This window comes from Amycolatopsis sp. FU40 (assembly GCF_021903635.1).
Lineage (GTDB): Bacteria > Actinomycetota > Actinomycetes > Mycobacteriales > Pseudonocardiaceae > Amycolatopsis > Amycolatopsis dendrobii.
The window spans coordinates 6,611,014-6,632,124 of sequence record NZ_CP091381.1 but is presented as its reverse complement, the minus strand read 5'-3'; the positions used below and the strand labels follow the sequence as shown (position 1 = coordinate 6,632,124).

General features: G+C 70.1%; 23 protein-coding genes. 12 read left to right on the top strand and 11 right to left on the bottom strand.

Annotated features, from left to right (window positions below; all coding sequences use genetic code 11):
• Positions 1-109: 109 nt before the first annotated feature.
• The 5 genes from L3Q65_RS31015 (at position 110) to L3Q65_RS30995 (ending at position 5,918) form a co-directional block, all read left to right on the top strand.
• Positions 110-802 (top strand): response regulator transcription factor, encoded by a 693-nt coding sequence (locus tag L3Q65_RS31015; RefSeq protein ID WP_037811118.1) that lies wholly within the window; start codon positions 110-112, stop codon positions 800-802.
• A complete protein-coding gene (locus L3Q65_RS31010; RefSeq protein WP_182889655.1) occupies positions 799-2,238 on the top strand; it encodes a HAMP domain-containing sensor histidine kinase in 1,440 nt (479 codons plus the stop codon). The genes L3Q65_RS31015 and L3Q65_RS31010 overlap by 4 nt, the downstream gene beginning before the upstream one ends.
• Positions 2,239-2,357: 119 nt before the next feature.
• Positions 2,358-3,158 (top strand): DeoR/GlpR family DNA-binding transcription regulator, encoded by an 801-nt coding sequence (locus L3Q65_RS31005; RefSeq protein ID WP_093575557.1) that lies wholly within the window; start codon positions 2,358-2,360, stop codon positions 3,156-3,158.
• Entirely contained in the window at positions 3,155-4,225 is a 1,071-nt protein-coding gene (galT, locus tag L3Q65_RS31000; RefSeq protein ID WP_237597323.1) for a galactose-1-phosphate uridylyltransferase, read from the top strand. The genes L3Q65_RS31005 and galT overlap by 4 nt, the downstream gene beginning before the upstream one ends.
• A gap of 79 nt (positions 4,226-4,304) precedes the next feature.
• Positions 4,305-5,918 carry a trypsin-like peptidase domain-containing protein gene (locus tag L3Q65_RS30995; RefSeq protein ID WP_182889657.1) on the top strand — a complete coding sequence of 538 codons (1,614 nt, stop codon included), beginning with the start codon at positions 4,305-4,307 and terminating at the stop codon, positions 5,916-5,918.
• 291 nt (positions 5,919-6,209) lie between these two features.
• On the opposite strand, the gene L3Q65_RS30990 is transcribed toward L3Q65_RS30995, so the two are convergent.
• The 5 genes from L3Q65_RS30990 to L3Q65_RS30970 are packed head-to-tail and all read right to left on the bottom strand — an operon-like array spanning position 6,210 to position 9,805.
• A complete protein-coding gene (locus tag L3Q65_RS30990) occupies positions 6,210-6,662 on the bottom strand; it encodes a hypothetical protein (RefSeq protein WP_237597322.1) in 453 nt (150 codons plus the stop codon).
• Positions 6,659-7,807, bottom strand: a complete 1,149-nt coding sequence (locus tag L3Q65_RS30985) for a molybdopterin-dependent oxidoreductase (protein WP_237600961.1) — start codon at positions 7,805-7,807, stop codon at positions 6,659-6,661. Before L3Q65_RS30985 ends, L3Q65_RS30990 begins: the two co-directional genes overlap by 4 nt.
• 59 nt (positions 7,808-7,866) lie before the next feature.
• Positions 7,867-8,496, bottom strand: a complete 630-nt coding sequence (locus L3Q65_RS30980) for a class I SAM-dependent methyltransferase (RefSeq protein WP_182889659.1) — start codon at positions 8,494-8,496, stop codon at positions 7,867-7,869.
• On the bottom strand, positions 8,493-9,164 hold the full coding sequence (locus tag L3Q65_RS30975; RefSeq protein WP_182889660.1) for a DUF2064 domain-containing protein: 672 nt from the start codon (positions 9,162-9,164) through the stop codon (positions 8,493-8,495). The genes L3Q65_RS30980 and L3Q65_RS30975 overlap by 4 nt, the downstream gene beginning before the upstream one ends.
• Positions 9,161-9,805: a glycosyltransferase family 2 protein gene (locus L3Q65_RS30970; RefSeq protein WP_182890213.1), complete on the bottom strand. Its 645-nt coding sequence runs from the start codon at positions 9,803-9,805 to the stop codon at positions 9,161-9,163. Before L3Q65_RS30970 ends, L3Q65_RS30975 begins: the two co-directional genes overlap by 4 nt.
• Before the next feature lie 159 nt (positions 9,806-9,964).
• Between L3Q65_RS30970 and L3Q65_RS30965 the strand changes: the two genes are divergently transcribed.
• The 3 genes from L3Q65_RS30965 to L3Q65_RS30955 are packed head-to-tail and all read left to right on the top strand — an operon-like array spanning position 9,965 to position 13,124.
• Entirely contained in the window at positions 9,965-11,368 is a 1,404-nt protein-coding gene (locus L3Q65_RS30965) for a hypothetical protein (RefSeq protein WP_182889661.1), read from the top strand.
• Between the two features lie 8 nt (positions 11,369-11,376).
• Positions 11,377-12,078 (top strand): response regulator transcription factor, encoded by a 702-nt coding sequence (locus L3Q65_RS30960; RefSeq protein WP_182889662.1) that lies wholly within the window; start codon positions 11,377-11,379, stop codon positions 12,076-12,078.
• On the top strand, positions 12,075-13,124 hold the full coding sequence (locus tag L3Q65_RS30955; RefSeq protein WP_182889663.1) for a sensor histidine kinase KdpD: 1,050 nt from the start codon (positions 12,075-12,077) through the stop codon (positions 13,122-13,124). Before L3Q65_RS30960 ends, L3Q65_RS30955 begins: the two co-directional genes overlap by 4 nt.
• 18 nt (positions 13,125-13,142) lie before the next feature.
• Here L3Q65_RS30955 and L3Q65_RS30950 read toward each other — a convergent pair whose 3' ends face one another.
• Both L3Q65_RS30950 and L3Q65_RS30945 read right to left on the bottom strand, forming a co-directional pair.
• Complete coding sequence (locus L3Q65_RS30950) at positions 13,143-13,991, bottom strand: MBL fold metallo-hydrolase (RefSeq protein ID WP_237597321.1); 849 nt, start codon at positions 13,989-13,991, stop codon at positions 13,143-13,145.
• Between the two features lie 53 nt (positions 13,992-14,044).
• Complete coding sequence (locus tag L3Q65_RS30945; protein ID WP_182889665.1) at positions 14,045-15,106, bottom strand: NAD-dependent epimerase/dehydratase family protein; 1,062 nt, start codon at positions 15,104-15,106, stop codon at positions 14,045-14,047.
• Positions 15,107-15,229: 123 nt separating this feature from the next.
• On the opposite strand from L3Q65_RS30945, the gene L3Q65_RS30940 reads away from it, so the two are divergent.
• Both L3Q65_RS30940 and L3Q65_RS30935 read left to right on the top strand, forming a co-directional pair.
• Positions 15,230-15,730 (top strand): molybdenum cofactor biosynthesis protein B, encoded by a 501-nt coding sequence (locus L3Q65_RS30940; RefSeq protein ID WP_009083558.1) that lies wholly within the window; start codon positions 15,230-15,232, stop codon positions 15,728-15,730.
• Positions 15,731-15,794: 64 nt separating this feature from the next.
• Positions 15,795-15,968, top strand: a complete 174-nt coding sequence (locus L3Q65_RS30935) for a hypothetical protein (protein WP_182889666.1) — start codon at positions 15,795-15,797, stop codon at positions 15,966-15,968.
• Between the two features lie 4 nt (positions 15,969-15,972).
• On the opposite strand, the gene mscL is transcribed toward L3Q65_RS30935, so the two are convergent.
• The 4 genes from mscL to L3Q65_RS30915 all read right to left on the bottom strand — a co-directional run bounded on the left by mscL (position 15,973) and on the right by L3Q65_RS30915 (position 18,796).
• On the bottom strand, positions 15,973-16,392 hold the full coding sequence (gene mscL, locus L3Q65_RS30930) for a large-conductance mechanosensitive channel protein MscL (RefSeq protein WP_182889667.1): 420 nt from the start codon (positions 16,390-16,392) through the stop codon (positions 15,973-15,975).
• Between the two features lie 74 nt (positions 16,393-16,466).
• Complete coding sequence (locus L3Q65_RS30925; RefSeq protein WP_237597320.1) at positions 16,467-17,126, bottom strand: SAF domain-containing protein; 660 nt, start codon at positions 17,124-17,126, stop codon at positions 16,467-16,469.
• A gap of 129 nt (positions 17,127-17,255) precedes the next feature.
• On the bottom strand, positions 17,256-17,585 hold the full coding sequence (locus L3Q65_RS30920; RefSeq protein WP_182889668.1) for an FmdB family zinc ribbon protein: 330 nt from the start codon (positions 17,583-17,585) through the stop codon (positions 17,256-17,258).
• Positions 17,586-18,196: 611 nt separating this feature from the next.
• Complete coding sequence (locus L3Q65_RS30915; protein WP_182889669.1) at positions 18,197-18,796, bottom strand: 5-formyltetrahydrofolate cyclo-ligase; 600 nt, start codon at positions 18,794-18,796, stop codon at positions 18,197-18,199.
• A 24-nt stretch (positions 18,797-18,820) separates the two neighbouring features.
• Here L3Q65_RS30915 and L3Q65_RS30910 point away from each other — a divergent pair, with 24 nt between their 5' ends.
• Positions 18,821-19,726 (top strand): UTP--glucose-1-phosphate uridylyltransferase, encoded by a 906-nt coding sequence (locus L3Q65_RS30910; protein WP_182889670.1) that lies wholly within the window; start codon positions 18,821-18,823, stop codon positions 19,724-19,726.
• Positions 19,723-21,078, top strand: coding sequence for a gephyrin-like molybdotransferase Glp (gene glp, locus L3Q65_RS30905; RefSeq protein WP_220506749.1), 1,356 nt, complete (start codon positions 19,723-19,725; stop codon positions 21,076-21,078). The genes L3Q65_RS30910 and glp overlap by 4 nt, the downstream gene beginning before the upstream one ends.
• Positions 21,079-21,111 lie beyond the last annotated feature (33 nt).

The following is a 21,111-nucleotide window of genomic DNA, read 5'->3' as shown; positions in this document are numbered from 1 at the left end:
GCGCGGCCAGTGCGAATGGGCCTGCTGTCCGGGGTCGTCCGGAAATGCTCTTTGTGTGTTCTGCGTGTGTTCTTAGGCGGGTCTCAGCACTCTGCGTAAGACTGACGGCATGCGCATCCTCGTAGTGGACGACGACCGTGCCGTCCGTGAATCGCTCAGGCGGTCTTTGGAGTTCAACGGCTACACCGTGGAGCTCGCGAGCGATGGTGCGCAGGCGTTGGAGACGATCCTCGCCAACCGTCCGGACGCGATGGTTCTCGACGTGATGATGCCGCGCCTCGACGGGCTCGAAGTGGCCCGCAGGCTCCGCAGCACCGGCGATGACCTGCCCATTCTCGTGCTGACCGCCCGCGACACCGTCTCCGACCGGGTCTCCGGCCTCGACGCAGGCGCCGACGACTACCTGCCCAAGCCGTTCGCCCTGGAGGAGCTGCTCGCCCGGTTGCGCGCCCTGCTGCGCCGCGCCGCGCCGGACGCTCAGCAGGGCGAGACGTCGGAGGTGCTGTCGTTCGCCGACCTCACGCTGGACCCCGGCACTCGCGAGGTCCGCCGCGGCGGTCGCGAGATCAGTCTCACCCGCACCGAGTTCGCGCTGCTCGAGCTTTTCCTCTCGTACCCCAAGCACGTGCTGACCCGCGGAAGGATCCTGGAGGAAGTATGGGGTTACGACTTCCCGACGTCGGGCAACGCGCTGGAGGTCTACGTCGGCTATTTGCGCCGCAAGACGGAAGCGGACAACGAACCGAGGCTGATCCACACGGTGCGTGGAGTGGGGTACGTCCTGCGCGAGACCCCGCCGTGACCGACCACCCGGCGGGCGCGTATGCCGCGCCGGAGGCGGAGGTCCCGGATCCGCGGGGCACCCGGTGGAGCACTCGCCGGTTCTCGCTGCGCGGGCGCGTCACGCTGCTGGCCGCGGCGTGCGTGGCGGGTGCGGTGGCGCTCGTTTCGCTGTGCGCGTACCTGGTGGTGCGCAACAACCTGCTGACCCAGCTCGACGACAACCTGCTGGCCCGTGCGCAGGCCGCGGCGAACTCGCCGCAGGTGCCGACCGACCAGTTGCGCGAGGTCCCGGGAGCCTTGCTCGCCAGCGCTGACCTGCAGATCGGCCAGCTCAACGGCCTCACCGGCGACCTGATCTATCCGCAGCCGGGCACGCGGCCGCCGGTGGGTCCGGCCGAGATGCGCGTCGCGACCGGAGTGCTTCCGCAGTCGTTGCGCACCGACGCGACCACTGGCATGCGAGTGGTCGCGGTGCCGCTCGGACACGGCCAGGCGATCGTGCTGGCGCAGTCGATGGCTCCGACGATGCGCGCGCTGAACCAGCTGTCCGTGGTGCTGTTCCTGGTCGGCGGTGCCGGGATCGTGGTGGCCGCGGGCGCGGGCACGGCGGTCGCGCGAGCCGGGCTGCGCCCCGTCGACCGGCTGACCTCGGCTGCCGAACGGGTGGCCGCGACCGGCGACCTGCGTCCGATCCCGGTGAGCGGCGACGACGAACTCGCCCGGCTCACGCACAGCTTCAACATCATGCTCGGCACGGTCGCGGACTCGCAGGAACGGCAGCGGCAGCTGGTCGCCGATGCCGGGCACGAGCTGCGCACCCCGCTGACTTCCATGCGCACCAACCTGGAACTGCTGCTGTCGGCCAGCCGCCCGGGCGCGCCGTCGTTGCCGGACGAGGACCGCGCCGACATCGAGGCCGACATTCGCGGGCAACTCGACGAACTGACCCAGCTCATCGGCGACCTCGTGGAACTGGCGCGCCAGGACGAACCGCGCGAGCAGGCCGAGCGCGTCGACCTGATGGACGTGGTCGAGCGCGCGCTCGACCGGGCGCGCAGGCGGGCGGGCGAGATCGAGTTCGAGGTCGCGCTGCAGCCGTGGGTGCTCACCGGGGACAACAGCTCGCTCGAACGGGCGGTGCTGAACCTGCTGGACAACGCGGTGAAGTTCTCGCCGCAGGGTTCGCGGGTGCGGGTCACGCTGCGTCCGCTCGGCGACGGCACCGCGGTGGTCGAGGTCGCGGACTCCGGACCCGGCATCGCCGAGGAAGACCTGCCCAAGGTGTTCGACCGTTTCTACCGCTCGTCGGAGGCACGCACCCTGCCCGGATCCGGCCTCGGGCTGGCGATCGTGAAGCACGCCGCGGAACGGCACGGCGGCACGGTTTACGCCAACCGGGCACCGGAAGGCGGGGCTCTGCTCACCATCCGGCTACCAGGGGCGCCCGTCGCCTGAGCTGCCCGCCACGCTTGGCTGTCGCCCGGCAGGGGGACGCTTGATCTGCACGTCGCGCACACCTGATGTTGAATCGTGTAGGATTTTGTGCAGTTGATGGGTGTGCTTGGGGAGTGGCGGTGCTCGCGCGGCAGCGACAGGCGGTGATCCTCGAGGAAGCACGCCGGACCGGTGCGGTCCGGGTCAGTGACCTCGTCGCGAGGCTCGGCGTCTCCGACATGACGGTCCGCCGCGACCTTGACGTGCTCGCGGGCCGCGGCCTGGTCGAGAAGGTCTACGGCGGCGCGACCTCGCTGGTCGGCAAGAGCACCGACGAACCGGGTTTTGAGGCGAAATCGGTGCGCCAGCGCGCACAGAAGGAAGCCATCGCCGAACTGGCGGCCACCCTCGTCAAACCGGGCACCGCGATCGGCCTGTCCGCGGGCACCACCACCTGGACGCTCGCGCACGCGCTCGACGGCATCGAGGGCCTCACCATCGTCACCAACTCGATCCAGGTCGCGGACGTGCTGCGCAACGCGGGACAGCCGGACCGCACGGTGGTCCTCACCGGCGGGGTGCGCACCCCGTCGGACGCGCTGGTCGGCCCGGTCGCCGTGCAGAGCCTGCGCACGCTGCACCTCGACCTGGTGTTCCTCGGCGTGCACGGAATGGCGGTGGGGCCCGGGTTCACCACCCCGAACCTCACCGAAAGCGAAACCGACCGCGCGCTGGTGGAGGCCGGGCGGCGGCTGGTGGTGCTCGCCGACCACACGAAGTGGGGCACCGTCGGCATTTCCACGATCGCGGACCTGGAAGAAGCGCAGGTCGTGGTGACCGACGATGGACTGGACGACCGTGCGCGGGAAGACCTCGCGGAGCGGGTCGGAGAACTCATGATCGCCGAAACGGCGGAGAACCTCGAGGCAGAAGAAGCGTGAAACGCACTGTGGCGCACCTGGCCGACGGCCGGGAAATCATCTATTTCGACCACACCGACGCCCACGAGCGGCTCGCCGCGGACACCCGGGACCTGCCGCCGGTCGCGGCTGCCTCCGAGATCCGCCGCGACCCGCTCACCGGCGAGTGGGTCGCGATGGCGGCGCACCGACAGACGCGCACGTACAAGCCGCCGGCCGACCTCTGCCCGCTCTGCCCGACCCGGCCGGGCAAGCCGAGCGAAATCCCCGAAGCCGACTACGACGTGGTCGTGTTCGAGAACCGGTTCCCGTCGTTCTCGCAGCAGGCGACCGGCAATCCGTCCACTGTGGACGGGTTGGGTCTGGTGCCGACCGCGCCTGGCCTCGGCCGCTGCGAGGTCGTGTGCTTCACCAGCGACCACGACGGCGCGTTCTCCCGGCTGACTCCGGAACAGGTGCGCCTCGTGGTGGACGCCTGGGCCGACCGCACCGCCGCGCTCGCTCAGACGCCTGGCGTGGAACAGGTCTTCCCGTTCGAGAACCGCGGCGAGGAAATCGGCGTCACGCTCTCGCATCCGCACGGCCAGATCTACGGCTACCCGTTCGTCACGCCGAAGACCGAGCGAATGCTGGCGGTCGCGCGCGAACACGGCGGATCGGTGCTCGGCGACGTGCTGGCGGCGGAACAGAAATCGGGCGAGCGCGTGATCGCGACCGGCGAGCACTGGACGGCTTTCGTGCCGCCTGCCGCGCGGTGGCCGGTGCACATTCAGCTCGTCCCGCACCGCCAGGTGCCGGACCTCCCGTCGCTCACCGACGCCGAGCGCGACGACTTTTCCCGCGTGTACCTGGACGTGCTGCGCCGGTGTGACGCGCTGTACGGCAGGCCGCTGCCCTACATCGCGGGCTGGCACCAGGCTCCGGTGCGGCGGGACCGGGAGCTGTCGTGGCTGCATCTGGAGCTGTTCTCCGTGCTGCGGGCCAAGGACAAGCTGAAGTACCTGGCCGGATCCGAGTCGGGCATGGCGGTCTGGATCAACGACGCCACCCCGGAGCAGATCGCGGAACGGCTTCGTTCGGCAGGCTGACCGGAACTCGCGGCATACTCATCTACGAAACACAGGTTCGACTCAGGAACCTCTCAGGCCCAGCCGCTTAGGTGAGGACATGACCGAGAACGACCCCCACGTGCCCGACTCCGCGGCGGGTCGCCAGGACCCGGGCGCCCAGCCGGGCGCCGAAGGCCAGGCGGCCTGGCAGCAGACCCCGGCTCAGCCGGATCAACCCTCTTCCGCGGCAGATGCGGGACAGTCAGCTTCCGGCGCGACTGGTTCGACTGCCGCGTACGGTTCGGTCGCTGAGGGCTCGGCAGGGACGTCCGGCTCCGGCACGGCGACCGGTGACGCTTCCGGCGCGTACGGAGCGCCCGCGGGGCAGTACGGTGCCGCCCCGGCGTACGGGGCCGCTGCTCCGACTGGAGGCACGCCGAATCCGTGGTCGGCGCAAGGCGCGGCCGCGCCGCACGCTGGCGCGCCCCAGAGCGGCGCGATCCCCGGCGCTCAGCAGCAGCCCGCGGCGGGTCAGCCGTACGGCAGCCAATACCCCGGCGGGACACACACTCCGCCCGCTGGCGCCCCGGCCAATCCTTACGGCGCACCGGGAACCTCGGTGTACGGCGTGCCCGCGCAGCGCGAGAAGAAGGGTTCGGCGGGCAAGCTCCTCGCGAGCGTCGCCGCGATCTCGCTCGTGATCGGCGGCGTGGCGGGCGGGACCGTCGGGTACCTGACCGGTGGATCCGGTTCGTCGGTGAGTGCGCTCGACGCGCCGAAACCCGCGCAGCAGACCGGCAACGTGCCTGCGGGCTCGGTCGAATCGGTGGCGCAGAAGCTGTCGCCGAGCGTGGTCGAGCTGCAGGTGTCCGGCCGGACCGCGGCGGGCGAGGGTTCCGGCTTCGTGCTCAGCAGCGACGGCTACATCCTCACTAACAACCACGTCGTGCAGGTCGCCGCGAACGGCGGCCAGATCCAGGCCGTGTTCCAGGACGGCAAGAAGGCCGCGGCGAAGGTCGTCGGCCGGGACCCGACCACGGACATCGCCGTGGTCAAGGTGTCCGGGGTCAGCAACCTCACGCCGGTCGAACTGGGCCGCTCCGACGACCTGCGGGTCGGGCAGCAGGTGGTGGCCATCGGCTCGCCGTACGAGCTGACCGGCACGGTCACCTCGGGCATCGTCAGCTCGCTGCACCGCCCGGTGCAGGCGGGCGGCGACGAAACCGACCAGACCACGGTGATGGACGCGATCCAGACCGACGCCGCGATCAACCCCGGCAACTCGGGCGGTCCGCTGTCGAACATGAGCGGCCAGGTCATCGGCATCAACTCGGCCATCTACAGCCCGAATTCGGGACGCGGCCAGGGCAGCGGCGGCGAGGGCGGCAACGTCGGCATCGGCTTCGCCATCCCGATCGACCAGGCGCGCCGCACCGCGCAGGACATCATCAAGACCGGGCACGCGACCCAGACGTTCATCGGCGCGAAGGTCACCGACGCGCCCCAGGGCGGCGCCCAGCTCGGCGACATCACGCCGGGCAGCCCGGCGGAGAAGGCTGGCCTGAAGTCCGGCGACGTGGTGACCAAGATCGACGACCGCGTCATCGACAGCGCCAACACGCTCGTCGCCGCGATCCGCACGCGCGCCCCGAACGACCAGACCACCTTCACTCTCGCGGATGGGCGGACGGTGCAGGTCACCCTGGGCGGACAGGCGGTACCGGCCAACTAGTTCGCTCGGCCGCCGAGGCGCGGCCGAGACCAGCCACGGCTCGACCCCCTATCCGCGCTGGGGCCGAACCTTTGCAGGCCACGCGCGACCGGAGCACAAGAGCCGGTCGCGCGTGGCCGTTTTTACGGCCAGCGCCCGAAAACCGGCTCGCGCACGAAAACACGAAGAGGCTCTCCGTGCCGCCTCCGACTCGGCACGGAGAGCCTCTCCGCGTGCGGTGAGGTGCCCACGCGCACGTTGTCCCAAACGCCGAATCCGCGGGAAAATTCCGGTACCGGAAGAAAACCCAGGTCAACTACGTGCGCGCGACCGAATTTTCTGTGCCACCCGACGCCGGACCCAGACAATCCGGACGATCGACACGACCAGTACCGCACTCCACACCACCGCGAGCGTCGCCAGCAGCCCCAGCCACGCGTTCCCATCGTGCAGTCCTGGTTTCGGTGGCACGCCATAAGCGCGCCACAGCAGTGGAAACGCCACGAAACCCAGCACCGCGGTCACCAGCGCGCCGACCTGTACCGGCCCTCGCCACGGCTGCGGCAGGACCCGAGCGAGCAGCACGCCGACGACACCCGCGATCGGAGCGAACACCGCGTCGTTGACGATCGGACCGCCGCCGATCCACAGCACCGTGGTGAAGCTGTCCGGCCACGCTGGCGCCGCGTAGTCGAGGAACAGCACGATCCCGTACGCCAACGCCGCTAATCCGGGCAGCGCCAGCAGAATTCGCGCGGTCTTCACCGCACCTCCAGCTTCTCGACCCACTTCGTCTGAAGCACACCCGGCCGGCTGGGCGCGATCACGCGGCACGGATAGCCGTGGTCGAGGTTCAGCACCTCGCCGTTCAGTTCCAGCGCCAGCAACGTGAGCGGGTCGGCAGTGTGCTCACCAGGCAGCACACTGACGCCGTACAGACCGTTCTTCTCCAGCGACGACACATGCACGTCTGCACCGGGCGAACTGCCGCTAGCGCGCAGCAGGTCCGGGAACGAGATGCCGCGCCACGTCGCCATCTGGCTCCACCCTTCGACACACGCGATCGGCAAGTCCACAGTGGTCTGCGGCAACGCCCGCAACTCGGCCAGCGTGAACTGCCGGGTCCCCGCCGGAGTCACCACATCCAGTCGCCATCCGGGGTCCTGTGCGGCCCGTGCGACCTGCGCTGCCGCGGCCGTTCGGTTGACCGGCAACTTCTGCGTGCCCTTGTCTGATCGCCACGACAGCCCGGAGACGTTCCGCAGCGCGGGGACGGTCGCTCCCGCGGTGGCCAGTACGGCGACTCCGGTCGCGATCCCCGTGGTGGTCAGGAATCCGCGGCGCGACAACCCGGGGCCAGGCTGCTGGACTGCCTTGCGTTCCCGGGTCAGCGCCCGCCGGAGCACCGGGAGTTTCACCGCGACATGCACGAAGATCGACCCGATCGCGACCCACGCCACCGCGTAGTGCACCTGCGGAAAGTAGAAATTCCACGGGTAGTTCTGCGCGACGTTCAGCAGCCCCGAACTCAGCTCGAAGAAGGCCGCGCCGGACAGGACGAGGATCGACAGCCTCTCCACCGCGTGCGGCACCGAGCGCACCAGCGGCCGCTCGAACAGCTTCGGGTAGACGCTCCACAGTTTGGCCAGCAGCAGCGGAATCGCCGCGATTCCGGACAGCACGTGCGCACCCTGCGTGACCCGGTACAGCCAAACCGGCCGGCTCGGCCAGAAGAACCATTCAGGCGGATGTTGGATCAAGTGGCTCAGCAGTCCGGTGCCGAAGCAGATCAGGAACGCGAGCCCGAGCAGACTGCCGACCCGGGCCGTCGCGCGCTCGCCGTGCGCGCCGCCCTTGAATTGCTCCGCCTTCGGGACCCGGCGATCGACGGCACGGGCCCGTTCGCCGATCTTGGCTTGTGCTGCGGTAACCCGCTCGTCGAGGCCGCGCCACGCGGCTGCCAGCCGTTTCACGCGCGCGCCAGCTTCGCGAACCAGCGACGGCCGCGATTGGTCGTCCACACCACTCGAAACCCAGTCCGCACCGCGATTTCCGCAATGGCGTCGACTCCGACCCATGCCCAGGTGAACCACCGCCCGTCAGCGGGATCCGGCCGCAGGCGGACGTGGTCCTGGCGCACCCCTTGGCCCGGCTCCTCCAGTTCCACGAGCACGTTGCCGTCCGGCGTGAGCAACTCGTGCACTCGCCGCAGCAGCGCATCGGGATCGCCGCCGATCCCGATGTTGCCGTCGGCCAGCAGCACATGATTCCATCGTCCCTCGCCAGGAAGGCGAGTGAAAACGTTGCGCTGCAACGCACTCGCCCCGCGGCGCCGAGTCAGCCGCACCGCGACCGGCGAACTGTCCACGCCGAGAGCCACCACGCCTCGGCGCGTCAAAGCGGCAGTCAGCCGACCGGGTCCGCAGCCGACATCGAGCGTCGGACCCTCGCACGCGTCCAGCAGCACGGCGTCGCCCGCACCGCAACCGTCTGCCCAACGTCCGACCGGAAGCTCTATCCGGTCGCCGTTCGCGAGCTCCAGCCAGCAGTGATGGCCGAGCAGTCCGCGATCGAATTCCCGGCCAGTCGCGAGTTTCATGCCACGACTCCCACCGCGTCGACCGCGGCCGCGAACCTGCTGTCCGGCCGGATCGCGGCGACTCGCGACGCGTCCTCCATGGTGTCCACATCGGACAGTTCGGGCAGTTCGCCAACTCGGAGCCCTGTTGCTTCCAATGCCATGCGGGTGCGGAATCCGGTGTCTGGACGCGACATCGGAACTCCGGCGAGCACTTGCGCCTGCCGCGGATCAGCCAGCCCAAGCCCCCACCAGCCACCGTCTTCCGCGCGGCCCAGCACTGCGCGGCTGGCTCCGCTGACGACCGGCTTGATCGCCGAAGCCAGCAATCCAGGGGAGACCTGGGGCGTATCCATGCCGATCTGCAGCACGGGCAACCCGGCATGCACCGCAGCTGTGTCGGAATGCGCGTTGGCCAGCCGGGTACCGAAATCCCAGCCCCGCTGTGCGATCACGGTCGCCTTCCGCAACGCTCGGCCGATTTCGGCCCCCCGCGCTGCTTCCGCGAGGTCGCCCGTCATCGCCACCACGGTGATCGCGCCGTCCGTGGCGAACGCAGCGTCCAGCGTGTCCAGCAGTGCGGAGGCGGCGATCTCCGCGGCCTGTGCCGGCGTCGCCGGAGGGCACAACCGAGTCTTCGCGAACCCCGGCACCGGGGCTTTCGCGACCACAAGCAGGCAGAACGTCATCGGGCCAACACCCGCCCGAAGTCCCGAACGGCTCGCGCCGTGCCGCGCATCGAACCGGACACCTTCGATTTCGTGCCCCGCGCCCGTTCCCGGTAAGCGACGTCGAGTTCCTGGACCGCCCAGCCCGCGCGCTGAGCCTTCACCAGCAGCTCAAGCGGATAGCCGAACGCCCGGTCCACGACGCCGAGAGCCAGCAACTCCCGGCGACGCACCGCCCGCAGCGGCGCGATGTCCCGCACTGGCAGCCCACGAGACCGCAAGAGCAGCGAGAGGACGGCATTGCCTGCTCTTGCGTGCCACGGCCAAGCCGCCCGAGACACCGGCACTCGGCGCCCGACCGCGAGGTCGGCACCATCCACGACCGCCGCGACCAGTCGCGGCAACTCGGCCAGATCGAGCGATCCGTCTGCATCCGCGAAACAGACGATGTCTGCGGTCGCGTTCTCCAACCCGGCGTGGACGGCGGCACCGTAACCGCGCCGCGGCTCATCGACGACTTTCGCGCCGTGTGCGGCGGCGACACCGGGGGAACCGTCACGCGACCCGTTGTCCACGACGATCGCGCGATACCCTGGCGGCAGGCTGGCGAGCACGCCGGGCAGCGCGGCCGCCTCGTCGAGGCAGGGAAGGACGACGTCCACTCCGAATTCGTTCACGAGGCGTACGGTAAGTCTGGAAAGGACAGTGCAGAACCCTTGCTGTGCTTACCAAATCCTGACGTTCGCCAAGATCTTACCGACTTCTCACGGATCCCCCGGAAACCTGCCGGGCGGCCGCTCCCGGGGTTATCGTGACCGGCGATGAGCGAGTCGACGAAGGCTGCCCGGCTCGCCGAGCCGCCGTCCCCGGTTCCCGTCCGTCCCCGGTTCCGCGCCGATCTCGTGACGGTCGGCGTCACCCTCGTGGTGATCGCCGCCGCGACCGCGGTTGGCGTGTACTACAACCGGCCCGGTTCGGGCGTGGTGATCTACGCGTTCGCGCCGCCGTTGTTCGCGCATTGGCTGCCGCACGTCGGCCCCGGCTCGGTGTTCGCCGTCCTGATCGCCGCTGGCGTCGTCCTGTACGGCCCGACTCTGGCCGCCCGGCTGCGGTGGCGACGCGCCCTCGCCGCGGGTTACTTGGCTTCTCTCGCCTGGATCTTCTCGCTCGCCATGGTGGACGGCTGGACGCGCGGCTTCGCCGGCCGGCTCACCACTCCGCAGGAGTACCTGCACGAAGTCCCCGGCATCACGGACATCCCGCGGTTCCTCCGCGAATTCTCCTCGCGCATCCTCGATTTCCAGCCGAACTCGTGGACCACTCACGTATCCGGCCACCCGCCCGGCGCGACCCTCGTCTTCGTCTGGCTCGACCGCCTCGGCCTCGGCGGCGGTGCCTGGGCGTCGACCGCGGTGGTGCTGGTGGCCGCGCTGGTCGCGGTCGCGGTGCCAGCGACGATCGCCTTGCTCGGCCGTCCCGACGCCGCTCGCGCGGCGCTTCCGTTCGCCGTGCTCAGCCCAGGTGCGGTGTGGCTGGGCGTGTCCGCGGACGGCCTCTTCGCTGGCGTGACCGCCACCGGCATCGCGCTGCTCGTCCTCGCGTCGGCGGGCTTCCGAGAGCGCCGTGGTTACGCCTGGCCCACGGCGTTGGCAGCCGGGATTCTCATCGGCTTCGGGATCTTCCTCTCCTACGGCCTCGTCCTGCTCGGCTTGATCGCGCTGGCCGTCGCCGTGCTCGGCAGGCAGTGGCGGGCCGCGGCAGCCGCTGTCCTCGGTGCCGTTGCCGTGGTCGCCGTGTTCGCGCTCGCCGGTTTCTGGTGGTTCGACGGCTACCACCTCGTGGTCGAGCGCTACTACCAGGGCGTTGCGCTGGTGCGGCCGTATTCCTACTGGGTGTGGGCCGACCTGGCCGCGGTGGCGGTCGCCTGCGGACCGGCAGTGGTCGCGGCGGCCCGGCGGGGGATGGCTACCGCGATCTTCTTGCCTTCTCGCCGGACGATCCTGCGCGATCCGGTGCTGCTGATCGTGGCGGCGGCCGTGCTCACGATCGTGTTCGCTGATTCGTCCGGCCTGTCGAAGGCTGAGGTAGAACGGATCTGGCTACCGTTCGGCGCGTGGCTGATCCCGGCCACGGCGCTGCTTCCGGCGGGCCACCGCCGCTGGTGGCTGGCCGGACAGGCGGTGGTCGCGCTCGCGGTCAACCACCTGCTGCTGACGAACTGGTGAGGTGAGGCATGGAGGACCAAGCGGGTCGCGTGCTCGTGGTGGACGACGACGAGACCGTGCGCGACGTCGTCCGCCGTTACCTCGAAACCGCCGGTTTCACCGTCGATCTGGCCGGCGACGGTGCGGCGGCTCTCGCTCGGTTCGCCGAGCGCGTGCCGGACCTGGTGGTGCTCGACGTGATGATGCCCGGCCTGAACGGTCTGGAGGTGTGCCGTCGGCTGCGGCAGACGAGCCAGGTGCCGATCGTCATGCTCACCGCGCTCGGCGAGGAGGAAAACCGCATCGCCGGACTGCAGCTGGGGGCCGACGATTACGTCACCAAACCGTTCAGCCCCAAGGAACTCACGCTGCGCGTGGCGTCCGTGCTGCGCCGGGCCCGGATGCCTCGGCCCGAGCCGCCGACGGCTGAACTGACGGACGGCAACCTCCGGCTTCAGATGACCGCCCGCCAGGCGACGCTCGACGGCGCGGTGCTGCCGCTGACCACGCGCGAGTTCGATCTCCTCGCGTTCTTCCTCTCTCATCCCGGCGTCGCGTTCAGCCGAGCCGACCTGCTGGAAAAGGTGTGGGGCTGGGACTTCGGCGACCAGTCCACAGTGACGGTCCACGTGCGCCGGTTGCGCGAGAAAATCGAACGTGACCCGGCCAAACCGGTCCGCGTCGCGACGGTGTGGGGCGTCGGCTACCGCTACGACCGGACACAGCCGTGATCGGCTCGGGCGAGTCGGCGTGGGACCTGTTCGTCCACGTCCTGCACATCCTGCCGCTCGCCTTGATGTTCGCGCTGCCGGTGGCGGCGCTGGGCGGACTCGCGCTTTACCTGCTGCGGCACCGGTCGCTGGCCACCACGATGACCACGCTCGTGCTGACGCCGGTCGCCGCGATGCTGGTCGGGATCCTCGGCGTGAGCGGCTTCATGTTCACCGAGGCCCTGACCACGGAACTGCTGGTGTGCTTGCTCGTGGCACTGGTGGCGGTACCCGCGGCGATGGTGCTGGGCCGGGTCATCGCGCGGCGCAGTGTGTGGGAACGCGAGGCGCGGGACCGCGAACGCGCGGCGGAAGCGTCGCGTCGCGAACTGGTCGCGTGGATCAGCCACGACCTTCGCAGCCCGCTCGCCGGGATCCAGGCAATGGCGGAGGCGCTGGCCGACGGCGTGGTTTCGGAGCGCGCCGAGGTGGCCGACTACGCCCAGCGCATCAGCGGCGAGACCACCCGGCTGTCCGGCATGGTGGGGGACCTGTTCGAGCTGTCCCGGATCACCGCCGGCGCACTCGAACTGAGCATGTCGGCGGTGCCGTTGCGCGACGTGGTGAGCGACGCGGTCGCCGCGCAGGCACCGGTGGCTGACCGCAAACGCGTGCGGGTGCTGGAAAACGCGTCGGCGTGGCCGGTGGTGTCCGGCAGCGATCCGGAGCTGGCGCGGATCGTGCGGAACCTCGTGTCCAACGCCATCCGGCACACTCCGCCGGACGGCACGGTCGCCGTGCAGATCGGCATCGACGGAGACCAGGCGCTGCTGGCTGTGGACGACGGCTGCGGCGGGATTCCGGACGACGAGATCAGCCGGGTCTTCGACGTCGCCTTCCGCGGCACACAAGCCCGCACCCCTGACCGCAGCGGCACCACCAGCGGCGGCGGGCTGGGCCTGGCGATCGCGAAGGGCCTGGTGGAGGCACACCGGGGACGGATCGGCGTGCAGAACCACGGCCCAGGATGCCGCTTCGAGGTGCGGTTGCCGTTGGCAGCGTCCTGATCTGTCTATTGCAGACGGTCAGGAAGCGGCGACCGCCGAGATCGGCTCCACGGTGCGGTCGGCCGCGATCCGGAAGAACGGCTCGTCCGGGAAATGCGCTGCCGCGACGATCGTGCCGGTGCCGACCACTTCGCCGAGCCAGCGGCGGCGGGTCAGCTCCGCCTGCCCCGGATCGGCGTCGGACGCCGCGCCGATCGTCGGATCGGCCATCTGCTCCGGAATCTGGAAGACGTCGCCGATCAGGACGGCGCGACGGTCCTGATCCGCGGCTTCCAGCACGTGATGCCCTGGCGTGTGTCCGGGCGCATGCCGGACGGTGACGCCGGGAGCGACCATTTCGCCGTCAAGCAGCGGACGCAGTTTGCCCTGGGCGCGAAGGGTTTCCAGCGCTACGCGGCCGCGGTCGTGCCGCCCAGCCGGTTCGATGAACGCTGCCCAATCGGGCGCGCCGTACCGCACGTCGGCATTCGGGAAGTACGGCTGGCCGTTCGGTGCGACCCAGCCGATGTGGTCGGCGTGCAGATGAGTCAGCACCACGGTGTCGATGTCTTCGCGGCCGACTCCGGCTTCAGCGAGCGCCGCGGGCAAGCCTCCGGTGTGCTCTGCCTCGGCGTCGCTGACCACCGGGTGCAGTTGCTCTTTGGAGTGCTGCGGCAGATGCGGCTCGCTGGACGCACGCGGTCCGAAACCGGCGTCGACCAGCACGGTGCGGCCGCCCGTCCGGAGCAGGAATGCTCCGATGACCACGGGCACGGTGCTCGGCGCCGAGCGCTTGCCCTGAAGTCCCGGGAAGAACGACGACGGCAGCTGCAGCCGTCCGTCGGTCAGTGCGTGGATTTCGATGTCCCCCACCACGATGGAACGCATGCTCAGCATCAAGATCCGGTCCGGTCGATTCATTCCGGAACGTGATCTTCACCTCATCGGGTGACGGAGGCTCGCAGCTCCGCGGTGGCGAACGCGGCGATGCCCTCCGCGAAGGAAGTTTTCGCCTGGAACCCGAGCAGCTCCCGTGCTCGGGCCGGGTCGGCGACGACGTGCCGGACGTCGGCGGGCCGCGCACCGCCGACGATCCGCGGCTCCGGCCCTCCGCAGGCGCAGGCCAGTTCCCGGGCCAGGTCGCTGACGCTGCGCGGTTGTCCGGAACAGATGTTCAGCGGCGTGAGGTCTGCCTCCGGACCGTCGTTCCGGAGCGCGAGGACGTTCGCTCGGGCCACGTCGTCCACGTGCACGAAATCCCGCTGCTGCCGCCCGTCCTCCAGTACGATCGGCGCTTCGCCCCGCTCCAACGCCGAACGGAACAGCGACGCGACGCCGGCGTACGGCGTGTTCTGGGGCATCCGCGGGCCGTAGACGTTGTGATAGCGCAACGCCCAGACCGTGCCGCCGGTCTGCCGCGCCCAGGCACCCGCGAGATGCTCTTGCGCCAGTTTCGTTGCCGCGTAGGTGCTTCGAGGCAACAGCGGCGCGCTTTCGGGTACGAGTTGCCAGTCCAACTCGGCACCGCAGTGCGGGCAAGCGGGTTCGAATCGTCCGGCGTCCACATCGGACTGCCGGCGAGGCGACGGCGGAACGACACCGTGTTCCGCGCACGCGTAACGCCCCTCGCCGTAGACCACCATCGACGAGGCGAGCACGAGCTTGCGCACCTTCGCCGCGTGCATCGCCGCCAGCAGCACAGCGGTGCCATAGTCGTTGTTCAGCGCATACGAGGGCGCGTCGGAGGGATCGACGCCGTGCCCGACCACCGCGGCCTGGTGGCAGACCGCGTCGACGCCGTCGAGCAATTCGGCGACGATCTCGGTGTCGGTGACGTCACCGCGAAGGAAGCGGTGCCGCTGGGTGTATTCGGGCGGCGTGGTGGAGCCGTGCGCGGTGGACAGCAGGTTGTCCAGCACGACGACCTCGTCGCCGTCGTCGGCCAGCTGATCGGCGATCCGGGACCCGATGAACCCGGCGCCGCCGGTGATGAGCACTCGCACCTCGCCGACGCTAGGCCGCTTGCCCCAGGGTGCGCGCGGCCTGCGCGGACCACGTCACCGAATCGTCAGAAATCACCGGGCCCGTGGCGGCGAAGCGGGCCCGGAACCGGATACGGTGTCGGCATGGAACGGAGCGCACAGCGGCTGGGCCGGGCACTCGTGGTGATTGTGGACGACCGGGTCGCGCACGGGGAGCACGAGGACACCTCCGGGCCGCTCGTCACCGAGCTGCTCGAGGAGGCCGGATTCATCGTCGACGGCGTCGTGGTGGTCGAGGCCGAGACCGCGGGCATCCGCAACGCGCTCAACACGGCGGTGATCGGCGGGGCGGACCTGGTGATCACGGTCGGCGGCACCGGAGTGTCGCCGCGCGACCGCACGCCGGACGCCACCGCCGGGGTGCTCGACCGCCCGATCCCGGGCATCGGCGAGGCCCTGCGCGCCTCGGGGCTGGCCGCGGGCGCGGTCGACGCCGGGATCTCCCGCGGTCTCGCCGGCGTTTCGGGCAGCACACTGGTGGTCAACCTGGCTGGCTCGCGCGCGGCTGTGCGCGACGGCATGGCGACCCTCTCCTCGCTGGTCCCGCACGTGATCGACGAGCTCTCCGGCCTCGAAGAGGTCTGAGCCCGGCCGTTCGGCGGCGGATGTCTCTCTGCACTTGTCAAACAACAGGTGGGACGATGGACCCATGCCGCACGAGGAACGACGCCCCCGCGCAGACGAGGCTCAGCGCCGCCGCCGGGTCGACGAGATCTTCGGCGACGTCCTGCCGGAGACCACGTCCGATGAGCGGGGCCGGGGCCCGGAGACCACTCCGGATTCGTGGTATCTCGAGAACCGGCCCCCGCATCACGATCGGTGACCCCTCAGTTGCCGCGGCTGGAGGGGCCGTTGCCCTGCTGCGCGCGCAGCAGGTCGCGGATTTCGGTGAGCAGCTCGACGTCCGTCGGCTCGGCCGGACCCTTCTCCTCGCCGCGCTTGCGGCGCTCCTGGATGTGCTTCATCGGCAGGACGATCAGGAAGTAGACGATCGCGGCGACGATCACGAAGTTGATCGCCGCGTTGATCACGCCGCCGAAGTCCATGAACGTCGAGTCGTTGCCGTGCAGGACGTTGAAGCCGAGGCCTTTCGCCGCGTCCGAGCCGCCGAGTGCGTTGATCAACGGCTTGATCAGGCCGTTGGTGAACGCCGTGACGATCGCGGTGAACGCGGCGCCGATCACGACGGCGACCGCGAGGTCGACGACGTTGCCGCGCATCAGAAAGTCCTTGAAACCTTTCAGCACTGCTGCTCCCAGGGGATTCAGGACAGGCGTCTGGCCGTCTTCGGACAGCCGTCGCCCGTCGGAACAGGGTCGGGTTAGCGGAGAGTAACCGTTACCGGTCGTTCGAGCGAGGAAGCAGCGACCTGCGTGGCAACCGGCGCCGGCAGTGCGAGAAGGACCAGCGGACCCTTCTGCGGCGGGCCCAAGGTGTGGTTCCCGGCGTCGTCGGAACGCCGGACGGTGACCACCGAAGCCCCTCTGGCCAGCACGGACGCGGAATTTGTGGTATTCGCGCCCGCGACGACGTCAACGCGCTGGCCCGGCTGGAGCAACTCGGCGACGGCCGCGTCGGCGAGCCGGACGGCCACGGTGACCGTTCCGGGTTCACCCGTTACGGGGAGGTTGTTGCCCAGAAGCCGGACGTCGGTGATGGGCTCGCCGGCCCGCGCCGCGCCGGACAGAAGACGGCCCACTGCCGCGTCGGCGGCCGCGAGCGAGCCGGACGGCCGGAGGTCCTCGGGCAGCGCGACGGTCCGCACGTCGGCGGCGCGCAGGACCGAGCCAGCGGGCAGATCGCGTGCGGAGACCACCGTCAAGGCGGCGGGTGCGCCCCGTGCGGAGGGCGGGAGGAACAGGACGAGCAGGCCGGCCAAGAGCAAGGCCGCCGCGAGACACCGGCGGAGCATCCGGGCTCGCCGCCCGCGCGGCAGACGGACGTCAGGCAGCGCGGGAAGGCGGCTGAGCAAGGTGTTCACGGTTGTCCCCTCGTCGGTTCCGGTGCGGCGGAATACCGCACGAATCCGACGTTAAGGACGTCGCGAACCGGCCGGAAGAGTCGATTCGCGAACCTGTGGACAACTGGCCCCTTGTGGATAACTCGGGGGTCAGGAGGGCGTGGAAGCCGTTTTCGTCGTGCTCGTCGTGGAGGATGTGTTCGAGGACGAAGAAGACGTCGACGAAGAGGAGGTGGTGGATGACGAGTCGGACTTGGCGCTCTCGGTCTTGGCCGGGGTCGCGGAGGTGCTCGACTTGCTCGAATCACGCGAATCCGTGCGGTAGAACCCGCTGCCCTTGAAGACCACGCCGACCGAGCTGAAGACCTTGCGCAGTGGACCGGAGCACTGCGGGCAGACGGTCAGGCTGGGGTCGGAGAAGGACTGCACCGCCTCGAAGCGGTGGTCACATTCCTTGCAGGCGTACTGGTACGTGGGCACTGAAGCTCCTTCATGCACTGGCACTCGACCTACAAGAGTGCTAACCCAATTGTGCTGGACGGCATTCCCTCAGCGCAATTACCCCTTGCTCACAGTGCGGGCGAGGAAGGGGCGTCGGTGGGTTAGTGCTGGTCAGGGCGTCCGGGGTATCGGCGGCTGGGTGACTGGACTGCGGCTGGTCCGGTCGGTCGGGCTGGCGGCGGGCTGGTGGGCGGGGCCTGGTGCGGCCTGTGGGCGGGCTTGCTCGCGGCGGTTTTGGCAGTCGTGAGGAGGCAGGCGCTCGAGTGGGTTGTGTGCCGATGCGCGGTTTGGGTGGTTCGAGGCTGGACGGCGGTCAGCGGATTCTGGCGGCGGGGTGCCTTGGCGGTCATCAGGCTCGGCGGTTGGCCATGACGGTGGTCATCGGGTTCGGGCGGCGGCATCGAACACGGGTGGCCGATCGAGTGGTCTTGACCACTTCCGAGCCTCGTGCGCCGAGTCGAGACGCGCTGCGCCGGATCGCTCCGCGTCGAGCTGAGCCGCGCCGAGTCGAAAGAGCCGCGCCGTGCTTAGCCACGCTGCGCCGAACCCGCGCTGATCCACGCCGCACTGTGCTGCGCTGAGCCGCGGCCTTACCGAGCAGTGGCAGCCGTTGGCAGCTGAATGAGGCCGGAGGGCGTCAGGACGGCGGTCATGGGCACGTCGTGCGGTTCGGCAGGGAGACGGTCGACGACCTCCTCCGCGCGCACCACAGCCACGCGGGCGGTGTCGGGCGCGGCGGTCAGGGTGCGGTCGTAGTAACCGGCTCCGCGGCCGAGTCGGGTGCCGTGGCGGTCGACGGCCAGTGCTGGGATCAGCAGCACCTGCGCCGAAGCCACCGCAGCGGTGCCCAGGCGCGGGCCGGATGGTTCCAGGACGCCGCGGAGACGTCCGGGGACCAGGGTGTCTGGGCCGGTGTACTCGGACCAGCCGAGTGGGCCCGGCGTGTCCGGAATGACTGGCAGCAGGACGCGTGCGCCCGTCGCGGCCAGGGCGTTTACCAGGGAGAGCCGACCAGGCTCAGTGCCGAAAGGGAGGTACGCGCAGACCGTTTCCGCTTGGATGGACGACGCCGCGGTTGCCAGGGCGGCGGCCTCGCGAGCGTGGGCTTCGGGAGGCAGTTCGGCGCGGGCGCGAAGGATTCGTGTCCGCCACTCCGCCTTGCTCGGGGTCTCATTGCCCGGCTCGTGCATGAGACCAGGTTAGGCTTTGCGCCCATGACGGGCGCCTCAACCACCCAGACCTTCAGAACCGCCATCGTGCCTGCCGCAGGCCTCGGCACGCGATTCCTGCCGACCACGAAAGCGGTGCCCAAAGAGCTGCTGCCAGTGGTCGACACGCCGGGGATCGAGATCGTCGCGACGGAGGCGGCGAGTGCGGGAGCGAAGCGGCTGGTGATCGTCACCTCGCCGGGCAAGGAAGCTGTCGTCCGGTACTTCGAGGCGAAGCCGGACCTGGAGAAGACGCTCGAGGACAAGGGCAAGACCGAACTGCTGGCGAAGGTTCGCCGCGGGCCGGAGCTGCTCGACGTCGAGGTCGCGATCCAGGAACAGGCCCTCGGGCTCGGGCACGCGGTCGCGCAGGCCGAGCCGAACCTCACCGACGAGGACACCGCTGTCGCCGTTCTCCTGCCCGACGACCTCGTGTTGCCCGCCGGGGTCCTCGACCGGATGTCGGCCGTTCGCGCCCAGCACGGCGGAAGCGTGCTTTGCGCCTTCGACATCCCGAAGGAACAAATCTCGCCGTACGGCGTCTTCGACGTCACCGACACCGACGACCCGGACGTCAAGCAGGTCCACGGCATGGTCGAGAAGCCAAAGCCGGAGGACGCGCCGTCGACCTACGCCGCGGCCGGGCGGTACCTGCTCGACCGGGCGATTTTCGACGCGCTGCGCCGGATCGAGCCCGGCGCGGGCGGCGAGCTGCAGCTCACCGACGCGGTCGCGCTGCTGATCCAGGAGGGGCACCCCGTGCACATCGTCGTCCACCGCGGCGGGCGGCACGACCTGGGCAACCCGGGCGGATTCCTGCGCGCCGCCGTCGATTTCGCGCTCGAGGACCCGGATTACGGGCCTTCGCTGCGCACCTGGCTGACCGAACGGATCGGAAACGATCGCCCATGACGGACTCCCTCGATTCCACCCCAGCCATCCCGACCGAAGACGCGACCGAACCTGCGGTCCAGGCCGTCGCCGCGGCGGAATCGGCGGAAATCGTTGCCTCGACGGAGGAATCCGCCGAGTCCGGCGATTTCCGCTCGGTCGACGAGCAGATCGCGCTGACCCTCGACGCCGCCGTGCGCCCGCGTCCGGTTCGCGTCGCGATTTCCGAGGCGCAGGGCCTGCTCTGTGCGGAGGAAGTCGTCGCCGAGCACGCGCTGCCCGGGTTCGACCAGGCGGCGGTGGACGGTTACGCGGTCCGGAGCGTCGACGTGCAGACCGCTGGACAAGAACCGGTCCAGTTGCCGGTCGTCGGCGAGATCCCGGCTGGCTCGCGGCAGCCGCGACGGCTCCAGCCGGGCCAGGCGGTTCGGGTCGATACCGGCGCGCCGCTTCCCACGCTCGCGGACGCCGTCGTCCCGACCGCTTACACCGATGGGCACCAGGCCAAGGTGACCATCACTCGGTCCGTGCCATCGGCCGGCTACGTGCGGCGGGCCGGTGAGGACGTGCAGATCGGCGACGTCGCGGTGCGCAAGGGCGACACCATCGGCTCCGCGCAGGTCGGGCTGCTGGCCGCGGTCGGCCGCGCGAAAGTGCTGGTCTACCCGCGGCCGCGGGTGTCGATCGTGTCGGTCGGCGACGAACTCGTGGACATCGACCGCACGCCGTCGGTCGGCCAGGTCTACGACGTCAACTCGTACGCGCTGGCCGCCGCCGCGCGCGACGCCGGTGCCGAGGTGAGCCGGGTCGGCATCGTGCCGGGCGACCCGAAGCGGCTGCGCGAGGTCGTCGAAGGACGGCTGCTGATGTCCGAGATCGTGGTCGTCGCGGGCGGGGCAGGCGGGTCTTCCGGCGACGAGGTGCACGCCGCGCTGTCCGACCTCGGGCACATCGACCTGACGCGGGTCGCGATGCATCCCGGCTCGGTGCAGGGCTTCGGCAGGCTCGGCCCGGACTCGGTGCCGACGTTCCTCATCCCGGGCAACCCGATGAGCGCGCTCGTGGTGTTCGAGGTGCTGGTGCGGCCGCTGATCCGCACCGCGCGCGGCACGCGCAACCCGCACCGCCGGGTGGTCGGGGCGCGGCTGCTGTCGTCGATCACCTCGACGAAGGGCCGTCGCGGCTACCTGCGCGGCCAGTTGCTGCGCGACGAGGCGAACGGCGAGTACCTGGTACAGCCGCTCGGGACGTCGGGCGCGCACCTGCTCGCGTCGCTGGCCGAGGCCAACTGCCTCATCACCGTCGAGGAGGATCTCACCGAGGTAGCCGCGGGCGACCAGGTCAAGGTCACCTTCCTCGCCCAGCGCGCCTGATCCGTGGCCGCACTCGCCGACTCGGTCGAAAAC

What these genes read in the sequence shown, in the direction of transcription:
- L3Q65_RS31015 (WP_037811118.1), top strand. Translation starts at nt 110, where the DNA reads ATGCGCATCCTCGTAGTGGACGACGACCGTGCCGTCCGTGAATCGCTC.
- L3Q65_RS30995 (WP_182889657.1), top strand. Translation starts at nt 4,305, where the DNA reads ATGACCGAGAACGACCCCCACGTGCCCGACTCCGCGGCGGGTCGCCAG.
- L3Q65_RS30980 (WP_182889659.1), bottom strand. Translation starts at nt 8,496, where the DNA reads ATGAAACTCGCGACTGGCCGGGAATTCGATCGCGGACTGCTCGGCCAT.
- L3Q65_RS30975 (WP_182889660.1), bottom strand. Translation starts at nt 9,164, where the DNA reads ATGACGTTCTGCCTGCTTGTGGTCGCGAAAGCCCCGGTGCCGGGGTTC.
- L3Q65_RS30965 (WP_182889661.1), top strand. Translation starts at nt 9,965, where the DNA reads ATGAGCGAGTCGACGAAGGCTGCCCGGCTCGCCGAGCCGCCGTCCCCG.
- L3Q65_RS30960 (WP_182889662.1), top strand. Translation starts at nt 11,377, where the DNA reads ATGGAGGACCAAGCGGGTCGCGTGCTCGTGGTGGACGACGACGAGACC.
- L3Q65_RS30950 (WP_237597321.1), bottom strand. Translation starts at nt 13,991, where the DNA reads ATGCGTTCCATCGTGGTGGGGGACATCGAAATCCACGCACTGACCGAC.
- L3Q65_RS30940 (WP_009083558.1), top strand. Translation starts at nt 15,230, where the DNA reads ATGGAACGGAGCGCACAGCGGCTGGGCCGGGCACTCGTGGTGATTGTG.
- L3Q65_RS30935 (WP_182889666.1), top strand. Translation starts at nt 15,795, where the DNA reads ATGCCGCACGAGGAACGACGCCCCCGCGCAGACGAGGCTCAGCGCCGC.
- L3Q65_RS30915 (WP_182889669.1), bottom strand. Translation starts at nt 18,796, where the DNA reads ATGCACGAGCCGGGCAATGAGACCCCGAGCAAGGCGGAGTGGCGGACA.
- L3Q65_RS30910 (WP_182889670.1), top strand. Translation starts at nt 18,821, where the DNA reads ATGACGGGCGCCTCAACCACCCAGACCTTCAGAACCGCCATCGTGCCT.
- glp (WP_220506749.1), top strand. Translation starts at nt 19,723, where the DNA reads ATGACGGACTCCCTCGATTCCACCCCAGCCATCCCGACCGAAGACGCG.